At 69.6% G+C, this 16,237-nt stretch carries 19 protein-coding genes; 11 read left to right on the top strand and 8 right to left on the bottom strand.

Annotation, left to right across the window (positions count from 1 at the left end; genetic code table 11):
• Positions 1-39: 39 nt before the first annotated feature.
• Positions 40-2,601: a rhamnogalacturonan lyase gene (locus tag AB0N61_RS13875; RefSeq protein ID WP_363364929.1), complete on the bottom strand. Its 2,562-nt coding sequence runs from the start codon at positions 2,599-2,601 to the stop codon at positions 40-42.
• 157 nt (positions 2,602-2,758) lie between these two features.
• On the opposite strand from AB0N61_RS13875, the gene AB0N61_RS13870 reads away from it, so the two are divergent.
• Genes AB0N61_RS13870 through AB0N61_RS13850 form a run of 5 tightly spaced genes read left to right on the top strand, consistent with a single transcriptional unit; the run spans position 2,759 to position 5,326 of the window.
• Positions 2,759-3,061 (top strand): hypothetical protein, encoded by a 303-nt coding sequence (locus tag AB0N61_RS13870; protein WP_363364927.1) that lies wholly within the window; start codon positions 2,759-2,761, stop codon positions 3,059-3,061.
• Between the two features lie 32 nt (positions 3,062-3,093).
• Complete coding sequence (locus AB0N61_RS13865; RefSeq protein ID WP_363364924.1) at positions 3,094-3,726, top strand: metal-dependent transcriptional regulator; 633 nt, start codon at positions 3,094-3,096, stop codon at positions 3,724-3,726.
• Between the two features lie 55 nt (positions 3,727-3,781).
• On the top strand, positions 3,782-4,591 hold the full coding sequence (locus AB0N61_RS13860) for an HAD-IIA family hydrolase (protein ID WP_053098019.1): 810 nt from the start codon (positions 3,782-3,784) through the stop codon (positions 4,589-4,591).
• 1 nt (position 4,592) lies between these two features.
• The gene (locus tag AB0N61_RS13855; RefSeq protein WP_363364922.1) at positions 4,593-5,162 is read left to right on the top strand and encodes a YdeI/OmpD-associated family protein; all 570 of its coding nucleotides are present in this window, start codon (positions 4,593-4,595) and stop codon (positions 5,160-5,162) included.
• Positions 5,159-5,326 (top strand): hypothetical protein, encoded by a 168-nt coding sequence (locus AB0N61_RS13850; RefSeq protein ID WP_363364920.1) that lies wholly within the window; start codon positions 5,159-5,161, stop codon positions 5,324-5,326. Before AB0N61_RS13855 ends, AB0N61_RS13850 begins: the two co-directional genes overlap by 4 nt.
• 17 nt (positions 5,327-5,343) lie before the next feature.
• Here AB0N61_RS13850 and AB0N61_RS13845 read toward each other — a convergent pair whose 3' ends face one another.
• Positions 5,344-6,501, bottom strand: a complete 1,158-nt coding sequence (locus AB0N61_RS13845; RefSeq protein WP_363364918.1) for an anhydro-N-acetylmuramic acid kinase — start codon at positions 6,499-6,501, stop codon at positions 5,344-5,346.
• A gap of 213 nt (positions 6,502-6,714) precedes the next feature.
• Here AB0N61_RS13845 and AB0N61_RS13840 point away from each other — a divergent pair, with 213 nt between their 5' ends.
• On the top strand, positions 6,715-7,032 hold the full coding sequence (locus tag AB0N61_RS13840) for a hypothetical protein (RefSeq protein ID WP_363364916.1): 318 nt from the start codon (positions 6,715-6,717) through the stop codon (positions 7,030-7,032).
• A 22-nt stretch (positions 7,033-7,054) separates the two neighbouring features.
• On the opposite strand, the gene AB0N61_RS13835 is transcribed toward AB0N61_RS13840, so the two are convergent.
• Complete coding sequence (locus tag AB0N61_RS13835; protein ID WP_363364914.1) at positions 7,055-7,957, bottom strand: ROK family protein; 903 nt, start codon at positions 7,955-7,957, stop codon at positions 7,055-7,057.
• A complete protein-coding gene (gene pyrE / locus AB0N61_RS13830) occupies positions 7,954-8,514 on the bottom strand; it encodes an orotate phosphoribosyltransferase (protein ID WP_363364912.1) in 561 nt (186 codons plus the stop codon). Before pyrE ends, AB0N61_RS13835 begins: the two co-directional genes overlap by 4 nt.
• Before the next feature lie 37 nt (positions 8,515-8,551).
• Here pyrE and AB0N61_RS13825 point away from each other — a divergent pair, with 37 nt between their 5' ends.
• Together AB0N61_RS13825 and AB0N61_RS13820 are read left to right on the top strand one after the other, a co-directional pair.
• Positions 8,552-9,400, top strand: coding sequence for an exodeoxyribonuclease III (locus tag AB0N61_RS13825; RefSeq protein ID WP_363364911.1), 849 nt, complete (start codon positions 8,552-8,554; stop codon positions 9,398-9,400).
• Positions 9,401-9,404: 4 nt separating this feature from the next.
• Positions 9,405-10,220, top strand: coding sequence for an HAD family hydrolase (locus AB0N61_RS13820; protein WP_363364909.1), 816 nt, complete (start codon positions 9,405-9,407; stop codon positions 10,218-10,220).
• Between the two features lie 16 nt (positions 10,221-10,236).
• Here the strand turns inward: AB0N61_RS13820 and AB0N61_RS13815 are convergent, their stop codons facing one another.
• Genes AB0N61_RS13815 through AB0N61_RS13800 form a run of 4 tightly spaced genes read right to left on the bottom strand, consistent with a single transcriptional unit; the run spans position 10,237 to position 12,833 of the window.
• Positions 10,237-10,863 (bottom strand): dihydrofolate reductase family protein, encoded by a 627-nt coding sequence (locus tag AB0N61_RS13815; protein ID WP_363364907.1) that lies wholly within the window; start codon positions 10,861-10,863, stop codon positions 10,237-10,239.
• Positions 10,864-10,910: 47 nt separating this feature from the next.
• Positions 10,911-11,216, bottom strand: coding sequence for a helix-turn-helix domain-containing protein (locus tag AB0N61_RS13810; RefSeq protein ID WP_363364905.1), 306 nt, complete (start codon positions 11,214-11,216; stop codon positions 10,911-10,913).
• The gene (locus AB0N61_RS13805) at positions 11,213-11,617 is read right to left on the bottom strand and encodes a VOC family protein (protein WP_363364903.1); all 405 of its coding nucleotides are present in this window, start codon (positions 11,615-11,617) and stop codon (positions 11,213-11,215) included. The genes AB0N61_RS13810 and AB0N61_RS13805 overlap by 4 nt, the downstream gene beginning before the upstream one ends.
• Before the next feature lie 31 nt (positions 11,618-11,648).
• Positions 11,649-12,833, bottom strand: a complete 1,185-nt coding sequence (locus tag AB0N61_RS13800) for an MFS transporter (protein WP_363364901.1) — start codon at positions 12,831-12,833, stop codon at positions 11,649-11,651.
• Between the two features lie 100 nt (positions 12,834-12,933).
• Between AB0N61_RS13800 and AB0N61_RS13795 the strand changes: the two genes are divergently transcribed.
• Genes AB0N61_RS13795 through AB0N61_RS13785 form a run of 3 tightly spaced genes read left to right on the top strand, consistent with a single transcriptional unit; the run spans position 12,934 to position 16,181 of the window.
• Complete coding sequence (locus AB0N61_RS13795) at positions 12,934-14,265, top strand: sensor histidine kinase (RefSeq protein ID WP_363364900.1); 1,332 nt, start codon at positions 12,934-12,936, stop codon at positions 14,263-14,265.
• Positions 14,262-14,984: a response regulator transcription factor gene (locus AB0N61_RS13790; protein ID WP_363364898.1), complete on the top strand. Its 723-nt coding sequence runs from the start codon at positions 14,262-14,264 to the stop codon at positions 14,982-14,984. Before AB0N61_RS13795 ends, AB0N61_RS13790 begins: the two co-directional genes overlap by 4 nt.
• A gap of 24 nt (positions 14,985-15,008) precedes the next feature.
• Complete coding sequence (locus AB0N61_RS13785) at positions 15,009-16,181, top strand: benzoate/H(+) symporter BenE family transporter (protein ID WP_363364896.1); 1,173 nt, start codon at positions 15,009-15,011, stop codon at positions 16,179-16,181.
• Positions 16,182-16,237 lie beyond the last annotated feature (56 nt).

Genomic DNA, 16,237 nt, shown 5'->3' with positions numbered 1-16,237 from the left:
GAAGAGTCGGCTCGGGGCGGCGTCCTGTCACCGCGTCGCTCAGCGCGAGCGGAGGGTCTCCGTCCACTGCGATGTCGCCCCCTCGGCGATGCGCCAGCCGGGCTCTGGCACCGCGACGACGGTCACCTCGCCCGTGACCGTCACCTTGCCGTTGCGGGCCTCGACCTTCTCGCCGTTCACGTAATAGGCGATGCCCTTCACGTTCGTCGGCACCTTGACCTCGTCGCGCGATGTGCCCGGCTTGTCGGTGAAGGTCGGAGCCTTCGGCGTCGCGGGCGTCGTCATCACGGGCACCTGCGACCAGTCGATGTCGCTCGCCAGGTAGAACGACGTGTATGCCGGCTGGTTGTACGTCGTCTGCTGGCGCGCCGTCTCGACCCGGTACTGCACGTCGTGCATGAGAGTCGTGAGCTTGTGCACCGTCGGCTCGGTCGTCGTGTAGAAGCGCAGCGCGGTCGAGTCCGAGGTGCGGACGAGCAGCTCCTCGCGCCAGTCGCCCAGGACGTCGGCGACGAGCGAGGGGTTGCCCTTCGTGCCGTTGTTCGTCAGCGTGCCGGTCGCCGTGAGCAACGTGCCTCGAGTCCAGTCGTCGATGGTCGGCGTCTGATCGCCGCTGCCGTTCACGAGCTGCGTCGTGAGATCGCCGGCCCAGCGGATCGACATGTTGGTGCCGGGCGTGGCGGTGTCGAGGACCTCACCTGTCGCGCTGAGCAGCCCGCTGCCCTCGGTGCCGCCGGGCATGCTCGACCACACCTCGATGCCGGGGACATCCGGACGCACATCGCCGATCATCGCGCGGCCGGTGTCGCGGCCCGAGTAAGCGCCGAACAGCGTCTCTCCGGTCGCTGCATCGCGCAGCGCCGAGCCGTAGGGCGCCGAGGTCGCGCCCTCGTGCGCGGTCCAGATCTCGAGACCGGGGCGGCTCGGATCGATGTCGGTCACGTGCATCGCATCGCCGTGCCCCAGGCGCACCTCGGCGCCCGGATCGGCGCTGCCCTCGGGCAGCACGTCGAACGAGCTGTACAGCAGACTGCCGTCGTCGTCGATCGTCGCAGACCCGTAGACGAGCTCCTGCCTCCCGTCGGCGTCGACGTCGGCGAAGCTCAGCGAGTGGAACCCCTGCGTCGCGATCGAGCCGAACTCGGGGTCGGTGCCGTCGCGGCCGTGCGGCGAGTCGTTGAACGGGTTGGTCATCGGGGCATGGCCGCTGTCGACGTCCCACACCTCTCTCAGTCGCTTGCCGTCCCAGTCGAAGGCCGTGACGGTCGTGCGCGTGTAGTACCCGCGGGCGAAGACGGCCGACGGATGCTGCCCGTCGAGGTAGCCGACACCTGAGAGGAACCGGTCGACGCGGTTGCCCGGCTCGATGCGCGACATCGCGTAGTCGCCCCACAGCAGGCCGTCGTCTCCGCGCTCGGTCGGATACGGGATGGTCTGCAGCTCTTCGCCGGTCGCGCTGTCGAAGACCGTGAGGTACTCGGGTCCGTCGACGATGAATCCCTCGAACTCGCGCAGCAGGTTGCGCGCGCTGCGACTCGGAGCGTAGACGTCGATGAACGTCGTCGCCAGCTCCTGCGCGGCCTCGGGTGAGAGCGGGTACTCGTGCGTGACGGGCATGCCCCACGCCTCTTCCAGCGTCGCGGGCCACTGCCCCGAGACGACCTCCTCGCGATCGCTCCAGCCCAGGAAGATCTCGACGAGGTGCTGCTCGTAGTCCGCGGCGCTCAGACGGTAGTCGTCGTCGTTCGAGTACCCGGCCTTGCGGTCTGCCTTCGGCAGCGTGATGTACGACTCGCTCGCGACCGAGCCGTCGGCGGCGTACTGCACGGACTTCGTGCCGGGAGCGGTCTTCAGCATGGTCTCGGATCGCCCGTCGCCGTCGAAGTCATAGACCAGGAACTGCGTGTAGTGCGCTCCGGCGCGGATGTTCACCCCGAGATCGAGGCGATTCAGCAGAGTTCCGTCGAGCTCGTACGTGTCGAGGTAGACGGGGCCGGTGTAGCCGCGCTGGGAGACGTCCTTCGAGTTCGACGGGTCCCACTTCACGACGTACTCATACTGTCCGTCGCCGTCGACGTCGCCGACGGACACGTCGTTCGCCGAGTACGTGTACGCCTCACCCTTCGGCGTCACCCCGTCGGCGGGCTTCTGCAGGGGCAGGTCATGGTGACCGTCGGCCCACGCGGTCACGGATGCCGATGCGGATGCCGTCAGTTCTACGCCGTTGACGATCGGGATCACGGAGTACTCCGACGTCGCGGAGCCGTCGGCATCCGCGTAGTTCGTGCTGTCCGTGACCGTGGCGACCTTCGTGCCGTCGCGATAGACCGCGAAGTCGGGGCCGGCGAGGCCGGTCTGCGTCGCTCCGGTGGCCTCGGTCGCGAGCAGTCTCCAGCTGAGGAAGACGCCGTCGGCAGTCGAGACCGCGACGAGCCCGCGGTCGAGGGACTCGAGTTGCGGTGCCTGGGCGCCGGGGTCGTGTCGACCCGTGGCGGGGGCTGCGGGCGACGCCGCTCCCGCACTCTGCGCGCCTCCCGCGACGAGGCAGCCGGCGGCGGCCACCGCCACGAGGGCGCGGAATGATCGGTGTCGGATATTCATCGTCGAAATCCTTCTCTGGGCGTGCAGCCCGCTCGGATAGCGTTTTCCCGTGCCCCGTCGAAGCTACCCTTCGAGTTCCGCATCAGTCAAGGATTCCCGCCGGATTGACACGATTCAGAGCGGACGGACCGGTCCTCCCGACGGATAGGCTCGAAGGATGTCTGCCGAACCCGCGCGCCGCACCGTCCGCATCCTCACGTGGACAGGCATCGCGACCGGCGTGATCGGCGGGCTCCTCGTAACCTTCCCCTCCGTGCTCCCGTTCGGCGGGCCCTGGGTGCAGCTCGCACTGGGCATCGCGACGCTGGTGCTGGCCTTCCGCGCCCGCAAGATCGGCATCGCCGAGATCGCGGGTTTCGACGGGCGCCTCTCGCTCTTCGCCGCTCTGCTCGGCTTCCTCATCGTGTTCTTCGCAGGTCAGGTGGCCTTCGGCATCCTCGTCGACGTGGCGAACCCCTGATCGCGGTCTGTCCCCTGTTCTAGGCTGGACACGTGGCATCCCCGGCAGCAGACGACTACCTGAAGACCGTCTACGCGCACACCGAGTGGCAGGACGCCCCCATCACCCCGTCGGTGCTCGCGGCGAAGCTCGGCATCGCCCCGTCTTCGGTGACCGAGATGGTGAAGAAGCTCGCCGCCGCCGGCCTCGTCTCGCACGTGCCCTACGGGGCCGTCCGGCTGACGGATGCCGGCACTCGGCGCGCCCTGGCCATGGTGCGCCGCCACCGCCTGATCGAGACCTGGCTGGTGCAGGAGTTCGGCTACGGCTGGCACGAGGTGCACGATGAGGCCGAGGTGCTCGAGCACACGATCAGCGATCGCCTGCTCGAGGGCATCGATGCACGACTCGGCCGACCCCGGTTCGACCCGCACGGCGACGCGATCCCGGATGCCGCGGGCGTCGTCGAGCGCGAGCCCTTCGTGCTGCTCGCCGACGCGCCGGCGGGACACGTCGGGCGCGTGCTGCGTGTCGACGACCGCGACCCCGAACTGCTGCGCGCTCTCGAGGCATCCGGCGTCGTCGTCGCGGCGAGCATCACGACCACCGAGTCGGGCATCGAGCTCGACGGCATCGAGACGGACCTCCCCGAGGGCGCCGCGGACGTGGTCTGGCTCAGCGCCTGAGAACCTCGTCAGAACCTGACACCTGCCCGTAACCGCGGGCCAATAGGCTGAGCACATGGCACACCGCGACAACATCGAATGCTGGCTGACCGACATGGACGGCGTGCTCGTACATGAGAACGACGCCATCCCCGGAGCCTCCGAACTGCTCGCCGGGTGGGAGCAGAACGACATCCCGTACCTGGTGCTGACCAACAACTCGATCTTCACGGCGCGCGACCTGTCGGCCCGACTGCGCGCCAGCGGGCTCGTCGTGCCCGAGGAGCGGATCTGGACCTCGGCGCTGGCCACGGCGGATTTCCTCGCGCAGCAGCTGCCCGGCGGCTCGGCCTTCGTGATCGGCGAGGCCGGCATCCTCACCGCACTGCACGAGGCCGGTTTCATCATGACGGAGACGAACCCCGACTTCGTGGTCGTCGGCGAGACTCGCAATTACTCGTTCGAGGCGATCACCAAGGCGATCCGGCTCATCATCAAGGGCGCGCGCTTCATCGTGACGAACCCGGATGCGACGGGCCCCTCGGCCGACGGCGTCATGCCTGCGACGGGCGCGATCGCTGCTCTCATCACCAAGGCGACGGGCAAGGAGCCGTATGTCGTCGGCAAGCCGAACCCGATGATGTTCCGCTCGGCGCTCAACAAGATCGGCGCGCACTCGAAGAAGACCGGCATGATCGGCGACCGGATGGACACCGACATCATCGCCGGCATCGAGGCAGGCCTGCACACCGTGCTCGTGATGACAGGCATCAGTGACGAGGCCGAGGTCGAGAAGTACCCGTTCCGGCCCGACGAGATCGTCGACTCGGTCGCCGACCTGCTTCCGACGGTCACCGAGTCGATTCCGACGCTCGACGAGGACTGACGTGGGCGCGCTCGACGAGGGAGAGCGGGTCGTCGCAGCCGATGCGACCGCCTGGCGCGCCTGGCTCGAGGAGCATCACGAGCGCGCCGCGGGAGTCTGGCTGCTGAGCGTGCGCGGCAATCGAGCCGACGGCGTGGGATACGAGGACGCCGTGCGTCAGGCGCTCTGCTTCGGCTGGATCGACGGCCCGGTGCGCACCTTCGACGACCAGACGGTGGGCCAGTGGTTCTCGCCCCGGCGCCGCGGCAGCGGGTGGGCGGCGACGAACAAGGCGCGCCTGATCGACCTCGAAGCCGCCGGACAGCTCGCACCCGCCGGCATCCGCGTGCTCGATGCGGCGAAGGCCGACGGATCGTGGACCCTGCTCGACGGCCCCGAGGCGGGGATCGAGCCGGCCGAGCTGACAGAGGCCCTCGACGCGGTGCCGGCCGCCAGGCAGAACTGGGACGCCTTCCCGAAGTCGGTCAAGAAGTTCGGCCTGACGCACATCGCGATGGCGAAACGTGCCGAGACACGATCCGCTCGGATCGCCAAGATCGTGGCGGATGCTGCGGAGGGAAAGCGCCCATGAACCAGTCCGACCTGCTGTTCCTGGTGATCTTCGTGATCCTCCTCAGCACCTTGACCGTGTGGGTGGTGCAGTTCTTCCGCTCGCGACGTCGTGGAGGCGGCGAGGGCGACGGCCGCGCCGGCTGGTGGGAAGGCCCCTGGGACGACGACGACCGCTCGCGCTGAACGCGGTCGATCGTCGATCAACGCAGCGTCAGGCTGCGCACGCGATCCACGGGCTCCGGCATCCGCAGCGGACCCGCGCCCGGGGTGATCGTGCCGAGGATTCGCGCCTCACGCGCTCCGGTGCCACCCGGCGTCACCGCAGCGACGCCGTGCATCGTGCACCAGCCGATCAGCGCGAACAGGATGGCCTCCTTGCTGTCGACCGGCGCGCCGAGCTCGTCGGCGAGCACCACCTCGACGCCGGGGAGCGCGTCGCGCAGCCCCTGCATGATCAGCGGATTGTGGCATCCGCCGCCCGAGACGGCCAGGAACCGGATGCCGGCGGCGCGGATGTCCTGGGCGACCGTGCGCACCGTGAGCTCGGTCAGCGTGCGGACCAGGTCTGCCGGGGCGATGCCGGGACGCGTCCGGTCGACGTGCGCCCGGACGTAGTCGAGGTGGAAGTGCTCCTTGCCGGTGCTCTTCGGGGCGGGAAGTGCGTAGTACGGGTCGGCGAGCAGCTCGGCGAGCAGATCCTCATCGATGACGCCGGTGCGGGCGATGGCGGCATCCGCGTCGTAGCCCCGGTCGTTCAGACCCTCGGCGACGACCACCGCGTCGATCAGTGCATTTGCAGGGCCGATGTCGTAGGCCGACAGCCCGTCGGAACCGACCACCGTCACGTTCGCGATGCCGCCGAGGTTGACCGCCGCCGAGACTCCCGCGCGTCCGCGCAGCAGCAGCTCGTCGAGGAACGACACGAGCGGTGCTCCGTGCCCTCCTGCGGTGATGTCACGGATCCGCACGTCGGAGACGACCGGCGCGCCCACTCGCTCCGCGATCCATGCCGGTTGCCCGATCTGCAGAGTGCCGAGGGCGCGGCCCTCGTCGACCCAGTGGAAGACGGTCTGACCATGCGTGCACACGGCATCCACTCCCCCGACGGCATCGGATGCCGTGGCGGCGACCTCGGCGAAGGCCTGGCCTATCAGGGTGTCGAGCTCACAGACCTCCGCGAAGGTCGTGGGCGCAGGCGGCAGCGCGGCGACGAGTCGTGCCCGCAGTTCGGGGTCGTACGGGATGCTGTCCTCGTGCAGCACGGTGCCGCGCAGCGCACCGCCGTCCTCGTCGAAGTCCACGACAGTGACGTCGATGCCGTCGTGTGAGGTGCCCGAGAGCAGTCCGAGTACGCGCATGCGTGTTCCTTCCGTCGCTGAGCCGTAGCCTGCTACGAGCGTAGGCCGGTTTTGTTAGGGAGGCGAACGGAAGGGGCCGACCGCTCCTGCACCGACGAGCATCGGACGGAATCGTGCACACGCATCAGCGCTCTGCTCACCCTCGCTCTGCCCCGCATCCGTTACACACCTAGCATTCTGCGAAACCCCACCCTTCACCCGCAGAATGGGAGCATGTTCGTGTCCGCAGAGACCATCACCATCGTCATCAGCGCAGTCGGTCTACTGCTGACTCTGGGCGGCACAATGATCGCGGGCTTCGCCTGGTGCATTCGCAGATCCGACCGCGTCGAGGAGAGACTCGGCGCCCGCATCGACGGCGTCGAAGAGAGACTCAGCGCCCGCATCGACGGCGTTCGAGCCGACCTCATCGATGTCGACAAGTCGCTCGGGACACGGATCGACGCGGTCGCGGCCGACACGACCGAGCTCAAGATCGCGATGGCCCGACTCGAAGCGCCGCAGCGCCACCTGATCGTCGCGGCCCGCTGACACGGGCGCCGGTGCCGAGGATTCAGCGCAGGACGAGCGCCGCTGCGCCGATGAGAGGCCCTTCGTCGCCGAGCCCCGAGCGCACGACGCGCGTGCGGCGGGAGTACTCGTGCGCGGCGCTCGAGGTGAGGGCCTCCTGCACGAGATCGATGTAGTCGGCCGACACCCGGGAGAATCCGCCGCCGATCGCTACGACATCGAGATCCACGAGGGTCGCCGCATCCGCGAGCGCTTCTCCGACGGCCTTCGCCGATCGCTCGATCGCGGCGCGGGCGATGGCGTCACCCGCGGCGGCATCCCGAGCCAGGTCCTCGCCGGTGGCTCCGGTCCAGCCCTGCTGCTGAGCCCAGGCGGCACTCGCCGGCCCCGAGGCGATCTCCTCGAGCGTGAGCCCGCCCTCGCGGCGCACCTGTCCGAGGTGACCGGCGTTGCCCGTGGCGCCGGGGATGTACGCGCCGTTCACGACGAATCCTCCGCCCACGCCCGTCGAGACGACGATCGACAGTGAAGAACGGGCATCTTTCGTCGCACCGAGCCAGGACTCGGCGAGCGCGAGCGCACCACCGTCGTGACCGAAGAGCGTGGGCAGTGCACGGCCGAGGAGCCCGGATGCAGTCGCGCGAACCGCATCCGCGAGACCGTACCCGCGGGCTGCAGGCATGTTCACGGGAAGGATCTGACCGACGTTGCGGTCGATCGGCCCCGCACTGCCGATTCCGACGCCGACGAGCTCTGCGTCGTCGGGAAGACGGGAGAGCGCATGGGAGATCAGTGTCGCGATCGCGTCGTCGAGCGATGCGGGAGTGGCATCCCGGCCCGTCGCCCGGCGACTGCGGCTTCCCCGCACGAGCGCACCGTGCTCATCGACGAGCGCGGCCTCCATCTTGGTGCCGCCCACGTCGACGGCCAGCGCGTAGCGGGTCACTGGGGGTCGAGTCCGAGGTCGTCGAGGTCGAAGGCGGCGCGCCATTCGAGTCCCTCGGCTTCGATCGCGGCCTGCGCGCCCGTCTTGCGGTCGACGATCACGGCGACGGCGACGATCTCGGCGCCCTCCTTGCGCAGCGCCTCGACGGCCTTGAGCGCGGACTGCCCGGTGGTGGACGTGTCTTCGAGCACGACGACGCGTTTGCCCTTGACGTCTGCGCCCTCGATCTGGCGACCGCGGCCGTGGTCCTTCGGCTCCTTGCGCACGACGAACGCGTCGAGCGGCTCGTCTGTGGCGACCGAGGCGTGCAGCACCGAGTTCGCGATGGGGTCGGCACCCAGGGTCAGGCCGCCGACAGCGACGGCGTCGAGGTCGCCGATGAGGTCGAGCATGATGCGGCCGATCGCGGGAGCGGCGCGGTGATCGAGTGTGAGCTTGCGCATGTCGACGTAGTACGTCGCCTTCTTGCCGCTCGAGAGCGTGAAGTCTCCGTGGAACACGGCCTCGTCCTTGATCAGGTCGAGGAGGGTCTGGCGGTCTGCGTCGAGTGCGGTCACGGCATCCAGTGTAGGAGGTGGGCTCTAGGCTTGACGCATGCGCTTGGCCACCTGGAACGTCAACTCCATCCGCACCCGTGTCACCCGCACCGTCGAGTTCGCCGTCCGTGAGGACATCGACGTGCTGGCGATGCAGGAGATCAAGTGCAAACCCGAGCAGTTCCCCTACGGCCCGTTCGAAGAGGCGGGCTACCACGTCGAGGTCCACGGACTGAATCAGTGGAACGGCGTCGCGATCGCGAGCCGCCTGCCGATCACCGACGTGCGCACGTCTTTCGACGGCATGCCCGGCTTCGCCAAGGGACATGAGGGGCCGGATGCGCCGCTCGAAGCGCGTGCGCTCGGCGTGATGGTCGACGGCGTGCGCGTGTGGAGCCTGTATGTGCCGAACGGGCGCTCGCTCGGCGACCCGCACTACGCCTACAAGCTGCACTGGCTCGAGGAGTTGAAGAAGTCCACGGCGGCAGAGCTCGCGGCGAACCCCGACCTGCCCCTCGCATTGGTCGGCGACTTCAACATCATCCCGTTCGACAGCGACAACGGCGACCCCGACATCGTCGAGGGCGTCTCGACGCACGTCTCGCCGCAGGAGCGTCAGGCGTTCTTCGATCTCGCCGACGCCGGCCTGACCGACGTCGTGCGTCCGCTGCTGCCCGAGGGCTACACCTACTGGGACTATCAGCGCCTCAAGTTTCCGCGCAACGAGGGCATCCGCATCGACTTCATCCTGGGCTCGAAGACGCTGGCGGATGCCGTCACCGGCGCATCGATCCATCGCGAGGAGCGCAAGGGCGAGCAGCCCAGCGACCACGTCCCCGTGGTCGCCGAGTTCACCCTGGGTGGCGCCGATGAAGCCGACGACGATCTGCCGATGATCTTCTCCTGAGGCTGTGACCCTCCGGCTGATCGCGACCGATCTCGACGGGACCCTGCTCGACTCCTCGTCGTCGGTCACGCGGCGCACCCGCGCGGCTCTCGACGCGGCTCGCGCCCGGGGCATCCACGTCGTGCCGGTGACCGCCCGACAGCCCATCGGCCTGCGTGCGCTCGCGAGCGATGCGGGGTTCGACGGGTGGGCGCTGTGCAGCAACGGCGCCTACGCCACCCACCTCATCGACGGACGGATGCTGTTCGCTGAAGAGCTCCCCTCCGAGACGATCCGCACCCTGGCCGAGGCGCTGCGCGCCAGCATCCCCGGACTGCTGTTCGCCAGCGTGCGCGAGGGCGGCGAGACGTTCGTCGCACAGCACGGCTACGCCGAGATCGCCGATCTCGCTGACCACAAGCGCGATCCGCGCACGATGGGCGGCGTCGAGCTCGATCACGTGCTGGCAGCCCCGAGCCTGAAGCTGGTGATCCGGCATCCCGAGCTCACTCCGTCGGTGCTCTTCGACGCCCTGCGCGATCTCGGGCTCACCGGTTTCGAGGCGACGCTGTCAGGCGCGCCCTTCGTCGAAGTCATGGCCGAGGGCGTGACGAAGGCCACCGGCCTCGCCCGCCTCTGCGAGCACCTCGAGATCGACCGCCGCGACGTGATCGCCTTCGGCGACGCCCTCAACGACGTCGAGATGCTGCGCTGGGCGGGCCACGGCGTCGCGATGGCCGATGCGGCCGACGTCGTGCGGGATGCCGCCGACGAGACGACGACCTCGAACGACGACGACGGGGTGGCGAGGGTCATCGAGCGGATGCTCGGGATCGGCTGACGGCGGGCCGGCCGCTTCAGTCCTCGAAGGTTCCGACCTCGGGCACCCGTTCCGTGCGTCCGTAGCGCAGCAGCATCACACCCGCGTCATCGACGACCGGCGGCGCGAGGAGTCGCAGCACCGACGGCATGGCACCGCCGTCGAAGACCTTCTTGCCCGTGCCGAGAAGAATCGGATAGATCCACAGGTTCAGTTCGTCGAACAACCCCTCGGCGAGCAGCGAGTGCACGAACTCGATGCTGCCGATCACGTGCACCTCGTCGTGCTGCTCGCGCATCTCGGCGATCTCCGCGGCGAGATCCTCTCCGACACGCACGCTGCCCTGCCACGGCAGGTCGAGGTCGGCATCCCGTGTCGCCACGTACTTCGGTACGCGGTCGAAGAGCCGGCCGATCTCACCCGACGGTCCGTCGGTGTGATGCGGCCAGTACGACGCGAAGATCTCGTAGGTGCGGCGGCCCAGCAGCAGCGCGTCGAGCCGTTGCATCCCCTGGGAGACGGTCTCGCCCATGCCCGACGACGGGTATCCCGCCTGCCACCCGCTGTAGCGGAATCCGCCGGAGGTGTCCTCGTCCACACCGCCCGGTCCCTGCGCGACGCCGTCGAGGGTCATGAAGAGGTCGATCAGGATGCGTCCGGTCATCAGAGTGCTCCCTTGCACGAGTGGGCTGCGGTGGTCACATTATTCGCTCAATCGTCGCCATCGGCGAGGGGGTGCGACACATCCTCGCCCCAGCGACCGAGGGCTGCGATCGCCTCACGCAACGCGATGCCGCGCTCGGTGAGGGCGTAGGCGCGCGTGTTGTGCCGCAGGGGAAGCCGGGCCAGCACGCCCGCCTCCTCCAGCTCCCGCAGTCGCGTCGCGAGGATGTTCGTCGGCGCGCCGAGCTCACGCTGAAGATCGCCGTACCGCTGCGGACCGTCGAGCAGCTTCTCGACGATGAGCAGGGCCCACCGCGCACCGACGATGTCGAGGGCTGCCGCGAGATCGCTCACGCGTTCGAATCGGAGTCCGACTTCATCCAGAACGGCGAGTAGTGGTAGCCGTCGGGGTCGTCGAACTGGCGCTGGTACATGAACGGGTAGTCGTCGGTGTCACCGACCCTCCCTCCCGCCGCGGCGGCTCGCTCGACGAGCTCATCGACGGCCTCGCGGCTGCCGAGGTCGAACGAGACCGTGACCTTCGAGGGGGTGTCGGGGCCGCCGATCAGGTCGTCGGTGCCGCCGACGCTCGCATACATCTCTCGGCTGCCGAGCATGACGTACTGCTCGGGCGCGATCGCGAAGCACGACACGTTGTGATCGGACATCTCGGCGTTGAGGGTCCAGCCGAGGGCGGTGTAGAACGCAGTGGCCCGGTCGACGCTTTCGACGGGGCAGGTGATGAAGAGGCTCATGCGTTGATACTTGCAAAATACAAGTATGTCGTCAAGAGGGTCTTTCCTGGCGTCGCAGCCCCACCAGTGCGAGCACTCCGGCCCCGGCCGTGAGTGCGGCCACCGCCGCGAGACCGACCGCGGGGACGGATGCCGTCGCCACGGCGCCCGCGACGAGAGGTCCACCCGCATCCCCGAGCTCGCGCCCGAGTTCGGCGCTGCCCATCGTGCGACCCATGCGCTCGGGCGGGGTCGATGCGGCCAAGTGGGAGAATGCGATCGGCGTGGCGACCCCGACCCCGATGCCGACCAGCAGCGCGGTGGCGACGAGCGCCGCCGGAGCCTGTGTGACAGCGGCGAGCGCGATGCCGGCCGCGATCAGCGCCAGGCCGCCGACCGCTCCCGTGCGCACCGAGACGCGTCCGCGGTCGTGCGCCGCACCCACGACCGGCTGAGCGACGCTCGACGCGATCGCGAGCACCGTGACGATCGCCATGCTCCACACGGTGTCGAGCCCAGCCTGCCTTCCGAGCAGCGGAAGGAACCCGACGGCGACCGCCAGCGCACCGGTCGTGGCCGCCAGCACGAGGGTCGGGACAAGGAATCCGGGAGCGATCAGCTCTCGTCCGAGGTCGACGAGCGTGACCCGCTTCCGTGGCAGCACCGCGACGCGAGGCACGGCGACCGCGACCCACGCCGCGGCGACCAGCCCGAGCACGGCGAGCGCCCAGAAGAGCGCGGGCAGGCCTCCCCAGACCACGAGCACGGCACCGATCAGCGGGCCGAGGGCGTAGCCGAGACTCTTCCACGAGCCGTAGCGCCCGAAGTACTTTCCGCGGGTGGCGTCGTCGGTGAGTCGGGCGACAGCGGCCGACGACGATGGAGAGAAGGCGGATGCCGCGGCTCCCTGGCCGAATCGCCCGATGACGAGTCCGAGCATTCCGGGGACCACGGCGCCGACCACCGAGAACGCCGAGAACGCGAGGAGTCCGCCGATGATGACCGGGCGCACGCCCACCCGGTCGCTGAGGGCCCCGAACAGCGGCTTGAGAAGCACCTCGGCGAGGTCGTAGAGCGCGAGGGTGAGTCCGAAGGCGAGCAGCGTCCACCCGATGTCCTCGGTCTCCGCTCCCAGTGCCGCGGCGATGCCGTGCGCCCCGAAGGCGGTGGTGAATCCCGCGAGGTACAGCGGGGCGAGGCGGGGCCTCGCAGCAGGCGAGGACGGAGTCGAGGTCACGCTCGATTCTCGCAGGCTCGAGCGCCGACACGTCGCCGCAGCAGGATGATCCCCCGTGCGGGGGATGCCGCCGCATCCGCCCCGGCTCTACGGTGGGGAGATGTCTGCTCCGCCGTTCACCCGCATCCCCAGCGCCCGCGAGCAGCGCAGCGACCTCGTGCTGGCGGCGGTCATGTTCGTCGGCGCCGTCCTCAGCGCTGCCCTCTCGACCGTGGCCGACATCTACGGCGACACTCGGGCCGAACCCTGGACCGCTCTCGTCTACGCCGTTGCGGTCACCGCACCGCTGGCCGTCCGTCGGCGCTGGCCGGCACCGGTCGCGATCGCCGTGTCGCTGGCGTACTTCCTCGCGATCTCGTTCCAGGTGCCCGAGATCTACGTCGGCAACATCGCCATGTTCGTGTCCCTCTATACGGTCGGCGCCTGGATGAACAACCGGCGGGCCGCGATGTTCGTGCGCGTCGGCATCATCCTCGGCATGTTCGTCTGGCTGATCATCACGATGTACCGCGAAGCCATCGAAGAGGCGGCGAAGGCCGAGGTCGCCGCGGGACTCCTGTCTCCGTATCTCGCGTTCATGCTCATCCAGCTGCTGCTGAACGTGCTCTACTTCGGTGGTGCGTACTACTTCGGCGAGCGCTCGTGGCACGCGGCGCAGGAGCGCCAGGTGCTCGAAGAGCGCACCGCCGAGCTGGAACGGGAGCGCGAGGTGACGGCGGCGCAGGCCGTGGCCCTCGACCGCGTGCGCATCGCCCGCGAGCTGCACGACGTGGTCGCGCACCACGTGTCGGTGATGGGCGTGCAGGCGGGCGCCGCTCGCCTGGTGATCGACCACGACCCGGAGAAGTCGAAGAGCATCCTGGCCGGGATCGAAGGGTCGGCGCGCGATGCCATCCACGAGCTGCGTCAGCTGCTCGAGACCCTGCGCTCGCCCGGCAGCGAAGCGCCGGATGCCGAATCGACCGTGACCCTCGACGACATCCGCTCGCTCGTCGAGGCATCGGTCGAGGCCGGACTGCCGACCGACTACGCGGTCATCGGGGAGCCCGCCGCCGTGCCCTCCGTGGTCGCCGTGAACCTCTACCGGATCACGCAGGAGTCCCTGACGAACGCCCGCCGGCACGCCGGAGTCGGCGCCACCGCCGATGTGCGGGTGCGTTACGACGATGAGGGCGTCGAGGTCGAGATCGTCAACACCGGTCGCACGGTGACGGCGCTACGCCCCGGACTGGGACAGCTCGGCATGCGCGAGCGGGCCGCGGCATCGGGCGGCACTCTCGAGGTGGCTCCTCGCCCCTCGGGCGGGCTGCGCGTGCGGGCTCGCGTGCCTCTCTCCCACCCCGCCTCCCGGTCGGCCGCTTCCTCTGCGCCGACCGCCACCCGGACCGACCGTTCCAGCGAGCCCCTGACCGAGACGACCTCCCCCTCATGACCACTCCCGCTCCCGCGCCCGCTTCCGCGATCCGCGTGCTCCTCGTCGACGACCACGTCATGCTGCGTGCCGGATTCCGCACCATCCTCGACACGCAACCCGACATCACGGTGGTCGGAGAGGCGGCGACCGGTGCCGACGCCGTGGCCCAGGCATCCGCCCTTCGACCCGATGTCATCACGATGGACGTGCAGATGCCCGACATGGACGGCATCGAGGCCACCCGGCGCATCGTCGCCGATCCCGAGGTCGGCGCGGCCATCGCGATCGTGACGACGTTCGATCGCGACGACTACCTGTATCAGGCGCTGGATGCGGGGGCGAGCGGCTTCCTGCTCAAGAACGCCGGTGCGGAGGATCTCATCGCCGCGGTGCGGGCCCTCGCCGCGGGAGACGGGATGCTGTCGCCCGAGGTCACGCGGCGCGTGCTGACACGGTTCACGACGACGTCCGCGCCGGCATCCGCACCGGCATCCGTGGCCGCATCCCCGCCGGCATCCGCACCGCACACCCCGACCGCGCTCGTCGACCCGCTCACCGACCGCGAGGCCGAGGTGCTCGTGCTTCTCGCCGACGCCCGCAGCAACGCCGAGATCGCGAACGCCCTGTTCATCGGGGAGGCCACCGTGAAGACGCACGTCTCGCGCATCCTGCAGAAGCTCGGCGCGCGTGACCGGGTGCAGGCCGTCGTGCTCGCCCACCGCCTGGGACTCGCCTGACCCGGTCCCCGATACCCTCGGAGGATGCCGACAGCCGCGCCCCTCTCCCGACCGATCCTCGCGGGGGTGGTCACCGCGCTGGTGGGATTCACGAGCTCGTTCGCGGTCATGCTCACCGGTCTGAGTGCCGTCGGAGCGAGCGCCGCCCAGGCCGCGAGCGGGCTGCTCGCGGTCAGCCTCACGATGGGACTCGCCTGCATCGTGCTCGCCTGGCGGTATCGGATGCCGATCACCGTCGCCTGGTCGACTCCCGGCGCCGCTCTCCTCGCCGCCACCGGAGCGGTCGACGGAGGGTGGTCGGCGGCGGTCGGCGCATTCCTCGTCACCGCTGCGCTCATCCTGCTCACGGCGCTCTGGCCCGCTCTCGGCGCCCTGATCGCGCGCATCCCTCCGTCGATCGCTCAGGCGATGCTCGCCGGGGTGCTCCTGCCGCTGTGCCTCGCACCGATCACCGGACTCGTGGCGAATCCGTGGGGCGTGGTTCCCGTGGTGATCACGTGGCTGGTGTTCGCGCGCCTCGCACCTCGCTGGGCCGTGCCCCTCGCCTTCGTCGCGGCGGCGGTCGTGGTGGCCGTCTCGTTGGTGCAGGAGAACACGACGGTGGATGCCGGCCTCCTCGTGCCGCGGATCGAGCTGACCGCCCCGACGTTCACGGTCGGCGCTCTCGTCGGCGTGGCACTGCCGCTGTTCATCGTCACGATGGCGTCGCAGAACGTGCCCGGCATCGCCATCATGCGCAGCTTCGGCTACGAGGTGCCGTGGCGTCCCGCGATGCTCGTGACCGGTGTCGGCACCGCGCTCGGAGCGACCGCCGGCGGCCATGCGATCAACCTCGCGGCGATCAGCGCGGCGCTCGCAGCCGCACCCGACGCCGATCCCGATCCCCGGCGCCGCTGGATCGCCGGCGTCTCGACCGGCGTCTCCTACCTGGTGCTCGGCGGCTTCTCGGCAGCCTTCGCCGCGCTGGTGCTGCTCGCTCCCGAGGCTGTCATCCCCGCGGTGGCCGGGCTCGCACTGTTCGCCGCGTTCGGGTCAGCGGTGCAGCAGGCGATCGACGACCCCGGCGAGCGCATCCCCGCCATCGTCACCTTCCTGGTGGCGGCCTCGGGCATCGCGGCGCTCGGCGTCAGTGCCGCATTCTGGGCTCTCGTGGCCGGCCTCCTTGTGCGCACCGCGCTGCACGTCGGACGTCGCTGACGCGGATCCTCGGGGCGCGGCACGCGCTGGCGCCCCAGAGGATGCGCTCGGCTACC

Source organism: Microbacterium sp. NPDC089320, from assembly GCF_040684875.1.
Lineage (GTDB): Bacteria > Actinomycetota > Actinomycetes > Actinomycetales > Microbacteriaceae > Microbacterium.
The sequence above is the reverse complement of the archived record's forward strand: the minus strand, read 5'-3'. Positions and strand labels throughout refer to the sequence as shown.